This is a genomic window from Kluyvera sp. STS39-E (genome assembly GCF_040932435.1).
Lineage (GTDB): Bacteria > Pseudomonadota > Gammaproteobacteria > Enterobacterales > Enterobacteriaceae > Kluyvera.
This window is the reverse complement of sequence record NZ_JBFQGA010000002.1, coordinates 614,385-627,014: the sequence shown is the minus strand read 5'-3', so window position 1 is coordinate 627,014 and position 12,630 is coordinate 614,385. Positions and strand designations below refer to the sequence as shown.

The 12,630-nt window shown below is 51.2% G+C and carries 12 protein-coding genes; 2 read left to right on the top strand and 10 right to left on the bottom strand.

Annotated elements, in window-relative coordinates; genetic code table 11:
• The 8 genes from AB4K05_RS06480 to AB4K05_RS06445 form a co-directional block, all read right to left on the bottom strand.
• A partial coding sequence (locus AB4K05_RS06480) for a DUF2813 domain-containing protein (protein WP_368479153.1) occupies positions 1-765 on the bottom strand: 765 nt, incomplete at its 3' end.
• Between the two features lie 682 nt (positions 766-1,447).
• Positions 1,448-2,512, bottom strand: a complete 1,065-nt coding sequence (locus AB4K05_RS06475; protein WP_368479152.1) for an alpha/beta fold hydrolase — start codon at positions 2,510-2,512, stop codon at positions 1,448-1,450.
• Between the two features lie 107 nt (positions 2,513-2,619).
• Positions 2,620-3,204 (bottom strand): flavodoxin, encoded by a 585-nt coding sequence (locus AB4K05_RS06470; RefSeq protein WP_368479151.1) that lies wholly within the window; start codon positions 3,202-3,204, stop codon positions 2,620-2,622.
• Positions 3,205-3,213: 9 nt separating this feature from the next.
• Positions 3,214-3,975 carry a carboxymuconolactone decarboxylase family protein gene (locus AB4K05_RS06465; protein WP_368479150.1) on the bottom strand — a complete coding sequence of 254 codons (762 nt, stop codon included), beginning with the start codon at positions 3,973-3,975 and terminating at the stop codon, positions 3,214-3,216.
• On the bottom strand, positions 3,953-4,432 hold the full coding sequence (locus AB4K05_RS06460; RefSeq protein ID WP_368479149.1) for a cupin domain-containing protein: 480 nt from the start codon (positions 4,430-4,432) through the stop codon (positions 3,953-3,955). The genes AB4K05_RS06465 and AB4K05_RS06460 overlap by 23 nt, the downstream gene beginning before the upstream one ends.
• Positions 4,433-4,496: 64 nt before the next feature.
• Complete coding sequence (locus AB4K05_RS06455) at positions 4,497-5,954, bottom strand: heavy metal sensor histidine kinase (RefSeq protein WP_368479148.1); 1,458 nt, start codon at positions 5,952-5,954, stop codon at positions 4,497-4,499.
• A 15-nt stretch (positions 5,955-5,969) separates the two neighbouring features.
• On the bottom strand, positions 5,970-6,650 hold the full coding sequence (locus AB4K05_RS06450; protein ID WP_368479147.1) for a heavy metal response regulator transcription factor: 681 nt from the start codon (positions 6,648-6,650) through the stop codon (positions 5,970-5,972).
• A gap of 14 nt (positions 6,651-6,664) precedes the next feature.
• Entirely contained in the window at positions 6,665-7,831 is a 1,167-nt protein-coding gene (locus tag AB4K05_RS06445) for an aldo/keto reductase (protein ID WP_368479146.1), read from the bottom strand.
• Positions 7,832-8,103: 272 nt separating this feature from the next.
• On the opposite strand from AB4K05_RS06445, the gene AB4K05_RS06440 reads away from it, so the two are divergent.
• Both AB4K05_RS06440 and AB4K05_RS06435 read left to right on the top strand, forming a co-directional pair.
• On the top strand, positions 8,104-9,129 hold the full coding sequence (locus AB4K05_RS06440) for an alpha/beta hydrolase (RefSeq protein WP_265928917.1): 1,026 nt from the start codon (positions 8,104-8,106) through the stop codon (positions 9,127-9,129).
• A gap of 259 nt (positions 9,130-9,388) precedes the next feature.
• Entirely contained in the window at positions 9,389-10,069 is a 681-nt protein-coding gene (locus AB4K05_RS06435) for a nitroreductase (RefSeq protein ID WP_368479145.1), read from the top strand.
• Positions 10,070-10,076: 7 nt separating this feature from the next.
• Here AB4K05_RS06435 and AB4K05_RS06430 read toward each other — a convergent pair whose 3' ends face one another.
• Both AB4K05_RS06430 and AB4K05_RS06425 read right to left on the bottom strand, forming a co-directional pair.
• On the bottom strand, positions 10,077-11,279 hold the full coding sequence (locus AB4K05_RS06430) for a multidrug effflux MFS transporter (protein WP_368479144.1): 1,203 nt from the start codon (positions 11,277-11,279) through the stop codon (positions 10,077-10,079).
• Positions 11,280-11,499: 220 nt separating this feature from the next.
• Entirely contained in the window at positions 11,500-12,438 is a 939-nt protein-coding gene (locus AB4K05_RS06425) for a glycosyltransferase (RefSeq protein WP_368479179.1), read from the bottom strand.
• Between the last annotated feature and the right edge of the window lie 192 nt (positions 12,439-12,630).

Sequence of the window (12,630 nt, the reverse complement as noted above, 5' to 3'; positions counted from 1 at the left end):
AGACAGATGCCTTAACAGCGATTCAATTTCTGATGCGACAAAAGTAATTTTAGGGTCAGCAAAAAATTTACCTTTATGCAGCGTTGCCCATGTTGCCTTTAAACTCTCACTGAAAGCATTCACCGAGGGGTTTGCCGCAAGGTTGTCACTTATTTGATCTGTCAGCCCTTTAATCGTTTCGCGCTCAGCGTCCCAACGAACAGCGCGAAGTAAACGCCCTAGTAATGCATTCGCACCGTAAGCAATATGGTCAGCGGGATCGCGTCTGGCAGGCAAATAGTGTACCTGGATATGATTACGTTCAGCGCGTGGAACCTGAGCGACATTCAGAGGCAGGTCATCTCCATCAACTTCCAGGACATATACCAAAGCGTCTTCAATATCTCCATCTAGCCCTATAGTCGCATTAAGGCGAAAACGCACGCGCGGAACCCCATCCGGCTCGTCCAGTCGCATATGACTAAAATGGGGAGCTACGGTACTGTTGTCCTCGTCATCTTCCAGTTCGGGAAACAGAAAATCAGCCTCTATCCATAGCTGGCGCTCAAGCGGAACCTCCTCCTCATCAAAGGGAACGTGGAAATCTGAACGCTGGATCCGCCTTAACGCGGGGTCGAATGCAAAGAGTCGACACAAAGCCTGGAGAACTGCGGTTTTACCTGAACCATTAGGACCAATGATATATGTTATATCTTCAAGGCTCAGTTCGGTTGATTCATGTCCAAACGACTGAAAACCAGATAAACGAATCGTTTCAAGCTTCATGCGCTTCCCTACACAGATTAATTAAATTTATAAATCAATTGCTTAACCCACTTACCATCTAACAGCGACATTCTGTTAAACTCAGACATAAACATGATAATTACAGAAATTTCTTATTTCTTATTCCTTATGCTTAATAAATTTTAATAACAGTTTTAATGAAAACATTAAAGTCATTTTTGTTAATCCAGTCATTAGGTAATCTCGCTCCCCGACAGCAGAGCTAACACTCAGGTTAGAGCAGAACACAAATAGGCCGAAGCCGGGGGAAGTGAGTGCTGAAATTAAGCAAAGCGACTCTTGCATAAGGTCGCCCGGGTGGTAGATTTCTGCATGGCTTAAGGACCGGGAAACGAAGCAGTATGCGGAGGTACGAACCATGCAAAGCCCCGGATCGCGTCAGTGTGTTGGCCCAGTCCTTGTAGCCACTAAATTCGCTACCAGGAAGTTAGCTGCATGCGTGTTATTTACCACCAAACACAAGCCACTGGGCCCAAAATGCCGCCTCTGGTTGACCTGTTCCCAGTTGATTGACACACGACATTGTGAGCAAGATCTATGGCGACTCAAGTACGAACGTCTGCTGATCGCTCAAAGCTGACCGTCATGTTCCCATTTTATTTTTTGATAAAACTGATGTTTGTATTGAGCCCTAATTATTAGGGCTCAATACTAGCTCTTACTATTGCAGATCCTTCTCTTTCAGGAATTTACTTACCAAATCAGCAATCTGCACATTGTTGAGGTCAGAGAACGGGAAGTGAGTATTGCCTTTGATTCCTACCTCTGGCAGATGCGTCACCGTCACATCCCCGCCATGCTTGTTCACCACGTCACGCCACTCACGAGCCATCGCCAGACGTACGCGCCAGCTGTCCTGCGCGGGCATGGCGACGGGCTTATCCGGTATATTATCGCCGTAAATAATCAGAATCGGGATTTTGGTCAGAGCCATAAACTGCTCCATCGGAACAGGCTCACCCTTCAGCGTGTCGAACGCGCTTGGCATAGGGGCTGGGAGTTCTTTTTCAGGGAAGACAAAGCTGCTGCCAGGCTCGAAGGCGATAATGGCTTTGACCTTGTCATTTTTCATCGCCGTGTACCAGCCTGGTCCGCCACCCTGAGAGTGGGTGAAGAGGATAGCGGGGCCGGATTTATCCACGACGGCGGACATCGCATCAGAGATAACATTGATATCAAACGGCCCCGTATTTGGGGTCATCTGACGGAAATATTGATTCAGTGCTTCTTTGTCGTGAGAGAACTGAACGCCCTTAAAATACTCTGGCCACACGCCAACGCGGAACTGATTGAACCACATCTGTTCATCCGGCTTAGGCGTAACAGTACCTTCTACAGTCGTGCGTCCGGCGCTGCCCCGACGCGGCTGATCGACAAGATAAGTTGAGAACCCGCGACGCAGGAAGATGTTCTGGAACCCTTCGCGACCATCCGGGGTACTTTCCCAGGTACGGGAGAACTGACCTGCGCCGTGCAGCATGACGATAGGGTATTTATGCGGATTCTCCGGGATTTGGTAGAACACTGAGGCATGATCGCCATGATAGGTTTGGCCAGCTGAATCCAGCGGCTTTTTTGCATCAAATGTTCCTGGTGCGGTGATGATAGTGCCACCAGCAGAAAAGCTTCCCTGTTCCTGAATGACCAGCGGCTCGGCGTATACCGACTGAGCCATCAGGCCACCCGCCATCACGCAGATGGCCAGCGTTTTTAAGATTGTCTTCAAGATTACATCCTCTGTTATGTTTGCCGTTCAATCATATCTGAGTAGTCAGCGTTAATTATTTAGCACCCCTGATTGCCCTTATTTGGCAGACTCATGAATGCAGACGATTAACTGCGTATTGTCTCTAACCAACTTGTTACCGTTTCAGTGGTTCTTCGCTCCTGGTCGCATTCAATGACCAGCGGTTTTTCCCGACGCGCAGTTGGGGCGAGACTGGCAAGGATGTCGTCGCTGTCTCCTTTACCGTAGCCACCGTGAGTAATAAAGGGGATAAGTAATTTGCCCGCAAGGTTGTGGCTGCTGAGAAATGCTTGCACTACAGGCGGCACGCTGGTCCCCCAGATCGGAAAGCCTAAATACACGGTCTCGTAGCGTGAGGTATCTGCAACGCTATTTTTTAATGCCGGTTTTACGCCTCGCTCACGCTCTTTTTTCGCCTGTTCAACGGTCTGAAAATAGTCTTCCGGATAAGGCGTAGCTGGTTCGATTTCAAACAGATCGGTATTCAGGCTGCGGTGAATGACGCCCGCAATCACCCGTGTATTTCCGCTGCGGGAAAAGTACGCCACCAGAACACGGCTTTTACCCTGCACGTTTGCGGTTCCGGTCGCAGCTGAGGCAAAAGAAACGTTCGCCAGCGTCAGCCCGGCAAGGGCGGTGATTAACATTCTGCGGTTGGGATCATGCTCCATAATCCACTCCTAATTGTTTGCGAGCGCCTGCTGCAGCGCCTTTTCAGCTCGCGTTGCTGCATCACTTTCGCCATGTTCACGCAGAACCTGTGCCAGCTGGCGCAGCTGCGACGCCGTCAGGCCGACCCGCATGCTTGCTCGCGTATGCGACAGCAGTTGTGATTCGACGCCCGGCGTGGCCGCTAATGCGCCAACCGTTGCCAGCTCGCGGCTTTGCCAGTCGAGGTTATCGCGGGCGAAAATGTCGCCGAAAAGGTGCGTTTGCAGGAACTGGTTAATGACCGGGGCAAAATCAAACAGCGGACCCTGGACGGGAGCGCCTGAGATTTTTGTCTGGTTTGCGGTACCGACACGGCGAAGCTCATCCCCAACGGGGATCGGGGCAACCGGTTCTTTACCCTCAACATCTTTGATACCACGTTGTTTACGTGCTTCGACGACCTTCATCAGTTCACTAAGCGCATTCAGGCTACGGGGGAAGCCCGTATAGGCATAAAGCTGGACGAGAATTTCTTTGGTTTCGTTTATTGTGAGCCCGGCGTCAATACCCTGATTCAGGGCTGCATTCAGCTTATCCATCTGACTGCTGGCCATCGATGCCGCAATCAACGGGATGGCCTGTTGGCGGGCTGACAGCGTATCTGAAACCGTTTGTTCGTGGTTCATTTCTGAGGCTCCTTTATTGACGGACGCAGCATGTGCCGCGAGACCAAAACCAAAGGTCAGCAGTACCGCTGCCGCTAATGTTTTAATGGGCGTGGTATTGTTCATCTGTCACTTTCTCCATCCAGTTAACGCTTTTGCCATCCACAATCCCAGTTATCGCCAGATGCGTCATCGCGCTGTCGGGGGCCGCCCCGTGCCAGTGTTTGACGCCAGCCGGGCAAGAGACAACGTCACCGGCGCGGATAACCTGCACCGGCTGGCCTTCTTGCTGGGTGAGCCCAACACCCGAGGTCACAATCAGCCGCTGACCTGCCGGATGCGTATGCCAGGCGGAACGAGCGCCGGGTTCAAACGTGACATAAGCCCCGGAAACAGGGATGTCGTTATCCGGTTTGAAGAGAGGATCAACCCTGACACGACCGGTAAAGTTCTCGGCTGGCCCGAACACCGCATTCTGACTTCCTGCGGGGGCGATATGGACAGCGGGATTTTGTTCCGCTGCCCAGGATGAAAATGTGAAGAAGGGCAGTAACAGCCCGAGGTAACGTAAATGTCCGATCATGCAAAGCGTCCTTATCAATGAAGAGGGGATTGCCTGCGATGATTTTATCGAGGGGGTAATGACGTCAGGCTGACGCCCCCCTGACAATTCTGTCAGTTAAACCGGGTTCCGGCTCAGTGCTGGAGTGAGCGTTGCCCGACGCTTTATCGTCTTGCATCGCAAAGGTGAGGCCAAATGTATTGATGCCAGCTTCACTACGGGCAAAGACATCTCCCCGGTGCATAATGGCGACGGCACGCACGATCGACAGGCCCAGCCCATGATGGGTATCACTCCTGGCTCGGGAGGTATCAACGCGATAGAACCGCTCGAAAAGCCGGTGTAAGTGCTCTGGCGCTATCGGCTCGCCAGGGTTTGAAACTTCAACACAGGCTTGATTACCGGTTTCGCTTAACCGCACCGTAACCGTGCTGTTGGAGGGCGAGTGTCTTGCGCTATTTTCCAGTAAATTGGCCAGTGAACGGTGGAACAGTCGTCGGTCGATGTGCGCGGTGACGTCGCCCTCCACATCCAGAGAAAGCTGTTTTTCGGCAAAAGAGGGTTCAACGTACTCCGCTGTTTTCAGGGTTTCTTCCCGCAGGGAAACCTGCGTAAGCTGGGAAGCATGCTCACCCGCATGAGCATGGGACAGGAACAGCATGTCGTTAACTATCGACGTCATGCGTTCAAGTTCTTCCAGATTGGAACCCAATAACTCTTCCAGTTCATCCTGCGAGCGTCGGCGTGAGAGACCCAGCTGCGTCTGGCCGATCAGATTAGTCAGCGGAGTCCGGAGCTCATGCGCAACATCGGCGTTAAAGCTTTCGAGCTGTCGCCAGGCGACCTCTTGCCGTTCCAGCACGCCATTAAAAGATGATGCTAGCTGCTGTAATTCGTCAGGTAATGCTTCGGTATTCAGGCGCTGACCATGGTCCCCGGGAGCGAGTTGCCGGGCCTGTTTACTGAGCGCCCCAACGGGACGAAGACCGATTCTTGAAACGACGTATCCCAGTAAGGCGACAATCACGACGCCCAGTGCGGTAATGATCAGCAGTGTACGCGTGAACGCATCGAGTGTGCCCATGTACGGCGTGGAGTCGATGGCAACCACATAGCGCAGCTCAGGCCTTTCACCGTTGGCGGGGATAGTTTTCACTAACAGAAACAGCGAGCAGGCACCTTCCGATGCGCCGGGTACTTTATTAAAGCCTTCCTGTAAAGTAGACCACTGAACACCCACCGGCGGTGTTCCCCCCATGCTAAAGCGTGGGTTATCGCTCACTATCCAGTAGCGAACGCGTTCACCTTCAGAATTGGTTAACACGGTGAATTTATTGGCCAACGTCGACCAGCCGTCAGCCGAGGTTCGTGCGGTGATCCACGGACTCATTAATGATTCCCGGAATAGCAGCTCGTTGTGCATCTGCTTTTGCAAAGAGTCATGCAAGGAACTTCTCAGCAGGATACCGATAACGGACACAATCAGCAGCGCGGATAAGGCAAACATCAGCGCCAGGTGAACCGAGATGGAACGCTTAGGCATGCTTATCCCCTTCATTTATGCGGACCGGACTTCGAGGACATACCCCATGCCACGAACGGTATGCAGCAGTTTGATATCGAACGGCGCATCAACTTTGGCCCGAAGTCGTTTAATGGCCACTTCAACCACGTTGGCATCGCTGTCAAAATTCATGTCCCATATCTGCTCAGCTATCATCATCTTTGACAGAATCTCCCCCTGATGCCGGGCCAAAAGGCTCAACAGGGAAAACTCTTTCGCGGTCAGTTCCAGCCGTGTTCCACCACGAAATACGCGGCGAGCCAGCAGGTCGAGATGCAGATCGTGAATTTGCAGCTGAGTGATGTCTGCGCCATCCGTAGCGCGGCGACGTACCAGTGCCTGAATACGCGCCACCAGCTCAATCAGCGAGAAGGGCTTGGGGAGATAATCATCCGCGCCAAGGCGAAGCCCTTTAACGCGTTCATCGACAGAGCCGCGAGCCGAAAGCATCAGCACCGGCGTCTGTTTGGCTGCTCGCACACCCTCAAGTACCCGGTAACCATCCATCCCCGGCAGCATCACATCCAGTATTATCGCGTCGTAGTCGAACTCCAGCGCGTAATGAAGACCTTCAGCTCCGTCTGCAGAGACATCTACCGTAAATCCGGACTCACCCAGCGCACGGGAGAGATAGGTTGACGTTTTTTCTTCATCTTCGACTAACAACAGGCGCATAACGGGATTTCCTCTTAACTTTTCATTGGTGCTTCAACATCGGAATAAACCTGCACGGCATCAGGCAGACGTTGCCCCTGGATAGTGATCGCATCCAGTGAACGGGTGAGCTCGGTCATCTCAGCGGAAGTCAGCGATACGCCGGTAGCCGCTGTGTTTTGCAGCATATGGTCTTTATTGGTGGTGCCAGGGATGGGAACAATCCACGGTTTACGGGCCAGGAGCCATGCCAGTGCAATCTGCCCCGGCGCGGCATTTTTTCGTATTGCCCAGGATTTCAGTAGTTCAACCAGCTGTAAGTTGTGTGGCAAGTTTTCAGGCGAGAAGCGTGTTTCTGTCGCGCGGAAATCACCAGCAGCGAACCGGGTATTCTCATCAATCCAGCCCGTTAAAAACTGCACACCGAGTGGGCTCCATGGTACAAAACCAATGCCCAGCTCTTCACACACCGGAAGCACCTGTTTTTCAGGGCCGCGCCAGAGCATGGAGTATTCACTTTGCACGGCGGTAACGGGTAATGCGGCATGGGCGCGTCTCAACGTGTTGATGCCCATTTCAGACAGACCCCAGTGCAGGACTTTCCCTTGATCCATTAAATCCTTAACCACACCGGCGACATCTTCGATCGGGATCTGAGGATCAACCCGGTGCTGATACAGTAAATCGATACGATCGGTACGCAGGCGTTTGAGCATATTGTCGACGACCTGTCGGATATGCTCCGGCCTGCTGTTAAGGCCCGGCAGACGCTTACCCGTCTGTTGGTCAATGTTCCAGCCAAACTTGGTGGCGATAACGATTTTGTCCCTGAACGGGGCGACGCCTTCCCCGAGAATTTTTTCGACGTCAAACGGGCCGTAGGCTTCAGCAGCGTCGAAGAACGTTACCCCTTCATCAAATGCCCGGTGGATAACATTGATCATCTCGGGACGCCAGGGAACGGAGGTGTCGTATTTACGACTCATGTTCTGCACGCCCAGACCGATGGCAGAAACTTCCAGCTTCCCGAGTTTACGCTTGCCAGGAGCTGAAGGGCGTTGGCTGGATTGTCTGGACGAATCGACCTGAGAGGTTTGGCTCGCCGCTGATACGTGGGGAATCAGCGAGGCGGCGGCAATACCGGCCCCGGCGACCAATAGCTTGCGCCGCTCTGGCATTGTTGGGGCATTCTGGCTTTTCATTGATCGCTCCGTTTCTCAGAAAATTAAACATGACTCGCATTTAAGCGGGACCATTCTGCGTTGTGATTGCCAACATAAAGCTGACGGCTACCTGACAGCGTTGTCAGAAACACCTACCTATCCAGTCTGTTCCTGACAAAAATGTTATTTCCCTGTCACGATGCTGACAGCCCTCTCCGCCTAATCTGAGCCTGCAAATTTGATTCTGCGAGCCTGTATAACCAGGCCGACACTCATCGGGAGAGACCATGAAATTCACGCTTATCAGTGCAATGCTACTCACGGCAATGGCTGGAGTGACCTCAGTCAATGCGGCTGATTACAAAAAAAATCCATTCACTCTCGTCTATGACGGAGCCATCACCGAGAACGTCAAAGGTAAGGTCAACATTCACCCAGTGAAATACGATCTGCATGGCATCCAGATTGCTGCGAATGTCTATACCCCTGCTAACTACGATCCCGCCAAAAAATACCCTGCCGTGGTGGTTGCACATCCTAATGGCGGCGTAAAAGAACAGGTCGCCGGGTTGTATGCCCAGCGTCTCGCCGAACAGGGCTACATCACGATTGCCGCCGACGCGGCGTATCAGGGTGCCAGCGGTGGGATGCCGCGCAGCGTGGATAAACCTGCTAATCGTATCGAGGACATTCACGGCATGGCTGACTACATCAGCCAGTATCCTGGTGTCGATACCGCCCGCCTCGGTCTGCTTGGCATTTGCGGTGGCGGTGGTTATTCACTGGTTGCTGCCGAGACGGACAAACGGTTTAAATCGATTGCAACCATCAGCATGTTTAATTCAGGCCTTGTGCGCCGTAACGGTATGCAGGATTCACAGCTTGATAGTATCCAGCAGCGTCTTCAGCAGGCTTCTGACGCACGTGCTCAGGAAGCCGCCGGAGGAGAAGTGCTTTACTCCGGCGATGCCAACCTGACTGATGAACAGATTGCTAAATTACCCTTTGCCTTGTATCGCCAGGGCTACGAGTACTACTGGAAAACCCACGCGCACCCGAATTCCACGTTTAAATACACCACCAGCAGTCTTCTGGATTTGATGAGCTTTGACGTAACGGACCATATCAATCTCATCAATAAACCGCTGCTGATGATTGCCGGGACAAAAGCGGATACGCTCTATATGACTGAAGATGCGTTCGCGAAAGCCACCGGTACGAAGGACAAAGAACTCTTCCTGATCGATGGTGCTACCCATATCGAGACGTATTGGGTGCCAAAATACGTTGACCAGGCAATGCAAAAGTTAGACGTCTTCTTCGATAAGAATATTTAGTTATCCTCCGATGACGCCCCAGCCGCGCAGGCTGGGGTATGTCCATCAGCTGTAGCCACTTTCCGCTTGCGTGTTCACGCGATAGACCCAGATTAACGAAGTTGCGGTTAAAGATAATTACGCTGCTTAAATAGGCGCTATGAATGGAATTCATAGACCTAATCTGGAACCGGGAATGAAAACGATGAGACTGATGTGACAGGATGGATCTGGATAGAGTGAATCATTCACTTCAAATTACTTTCAGGCGGAGAAGCAAATGAGTTCGCAAGAGCCAACATTTAGTGAGGTAGTAAAAAACAGGTACTCGGCTAGAGCCTTTCTTTCATCTCCCATCCCCAGCGATATCCTCAAAGACATTTTGCTCGAAGCGCAATGCGCACCATCCAACTGCAATACTCAGCCCTGGTCCCTGCATATCGTTGCAGGAGATAAACTTCGTGAATTAAGCCACGCACTGACGGAAGATCTGAGGGCGGGGAACTACAGCCTTGATTTTACGTTTGATAAAGAAGCTTATCCTGAGCCATTCAGGCAACGGGCTTCGGAGCAGGGGCGCTCGTACTATCAGGCCCTGGGCGTTGCGCGGGGGGATAACTTAAGTCGCTCAGAAGTGGTCGAGTGTAATGTGAGATTTTTCGGCGCGCCTCATGTTGCCCTGCTGTTCATTCCTGCTGTAGGGGACAATGTTCGCGTAGCTTCGGACGCCGGTATGTATGCCCAGACATTCCTGCTTTCCCTGGCAGCTCGCGGTTACGCAGGCGTTCCACAGGCAGTGCTGAGTTATTTTGCCCAAACGGTGCGTCGAATATTAAATGTTCCTGAGGGCTTCAGGCTGCTTTACGGTATTTCTTTTGGGATCCCAGATAAAACGCATCCCTCCCTGAGCTACAGGGAAGGGCGGGTATCTCTGGACGAAAGTGTCGTCTGGCATCAATAACGACGTTTTATTTTTTTAGCTGAACGGTCAGTGCCATCAGGGCGCTGGCTACTGTAAACAACGCAATTATCCAGCCCATCGTCCATGGCGTGCCATCACTGAACAGAGCGAGAAGCAGCGAAGAGACGATGCCGCTGCCGTATTGTAACGCGCCCATTAGTGCCGACGCGGAGCCAGCCACATTAGGCACTGCGTCCAGAGCGCAAGCCGTGGATGTCGCCGCGATGATGCCATTCATAGAGAAGAACACGAACACAGCGCCGACAATCACGATAATCCCACCTACGCCCAGGCCGGTGGTGACCGCCAGCACTATCGCCGCAATAGCGGCGATGAATACGGCATTCCGGAGCAACGCTTCCAGTGGATAGCGGTGAACCAGGCGTCTGTTGACCATGCTCACTGCCATAAGTCCAACAATGTTTACTGCAAACAGCCAACCGTAATGCTGCGGGTCAACGCCGAAGTATGTGATGTACACAAACGGGGAACCGGTGATAAAGGCGTAGGCTGCAACGTAGTAGAACGTCAGGCACAAAGTAAATCGCATGTATCTGGCGTTAGTGAGCAAGGCATAGTAGTTGTGAAAAGCTCTGGTTACGGAGGCTTGCGAGCGTTTTTCCGCAGGTAATGTCTCCGGTAACCAGAATAAAGACATCAGCATTAAAGCTCCAATAATCGCCAGTAGCCAGAAAATGGCATGCCACGAGGTGACTTTAATCATCTGCCCGCCGATCAGGGGCCCGGCAATCGGCGCGATAGCCATGATGATCATCAGTGTCGAAAGCATTTGTGCTGCGCGAGTGCGGCTAAACAGGTCACGGATCATTGCTCGAGCCAGCATCGGCCCGGTACAGGCACCTAACGCCTGAAAAACTCGCCAGAAGACAATTTGTACAATATCTGTTGATAACGCGCAGCCCACCGAGCCGATGATAAATAGACCCAAACCGATAAACAGCGGCAGACGGCGTCCATAACGATCGCTAATTGGTCCCCAAATCAGTTGTGCAATGCAAAAACCGATAAGGAAACCTGTGATTGTCAGCTCTGCATCACCCTGCAAATCTTTGGCCATCACGGGCATGGCGGGCAGATAGATATCGGTTGATAAAGAGGTTACAGCCATCAGGGCGCTGAGGATGAGTAGAAACGATAGGCCGGTTTTTTTAGCTTTAACCGTCTGTGTATGTGCCTGTTGATTAAGCATGGTGATCCGTTGGACATGAATTGATAGGGGTATGTTAACGGGTTTGTGCTCGCTGATAATCACAGGGGGAGGATAGGGACTATGAGTGGTATTCATTAATCTTTTACATGGCATTGAGCAACACAGAAATGATGATGAATAAACCAGATAATAGGCTTTCCCTTGTTGCAATAAACTGACTTTGTCCGAACATCGATTAGAAAATATCTTGAGTTTTTACTTAAAGAATTTTCCACATCAGTTTTAAGAAAAAAAATAAATCGCTGAAACTTCCTATGCCTCTGGCCAGAAAATATAGAGGTATCTTTACTTTGAAGTATTGTTCCACACCTGACTTATCCTGTGTTTTTTTTCGGTAAAGCCCCAAAAAGTGACGAGCCTCCACCAGCGCATGTCTGTAAAAAAATACCTTTATTTTTTTGTTTTGTTCCTGTCCCGCTAGCTGGATGATTTCGGCGATCACTTCAACATAGCTTATTGCACGAACATCGTAGTAATCCGGTCGGTGCGTGATAGAGGTCCTATTGCTGTTATAGATATAGTCCTTAACATCCAATATGCAGAGCTGGCCATTTCTCGCTGCAAGATGAACCGTCCAGATAATGTCTTTATGGCTCTTACCGGACTGGAAGTGCAGTGAGTGTTGTCTGATATAGGCTGACTTGACCATCTGCAACCACAGGTAATGTGGCCATTCACGGCGTGTAACGCACTTTCTAATCCACTCATGACCTGACAGGGTCGCCCCATATGGCTGCTTTCGGTGGACTGCTCTTCGATATAGGTCAGCACTAGAATGCCAGCCATTAAAGATCATGACGTCGGCTTGCGACGCAGTAGCTGCTTGCCATCGTTTTTCAATGAACCCGTCTGCTATATCATCGTCAGCATCGAGGAAAATTACCCACTCTCCTTGATGCAAGGCTAGAGCAGCATTTCGGGCAGCATAGACACCTCGATTGGCCTGCTCAATCAGAATGAGTCGGTCATCATGGATTTGACGAAGAACGTTGGCTGTTCCATCAGTAGAACCGTCATCGACGATGATAAGTTCAATAGCCACGTGGGTTTCGCTGAGGATTTTATTAACCAGATTACCAATGGTCTCAACGGCGTTGTAAGCAGGGATAATGACACTAACGTCGATTTTATTCTTCATCACGAGTAACTATTTCCCTTCATCGTCATCTTTAAGCCTTCTGATCGGGATAATCCGTCTTTCCCTGATTTCCTGGTCGATATCAAACAAGCACTCGTCGCAGAATTCTTTATCGAGTGAGAGCCATCGCTCAAGGACACTTCTTTTTTTGTTGCAACGTGCGCATCTCTTCATCTTTCCGCGTCTTCGCGA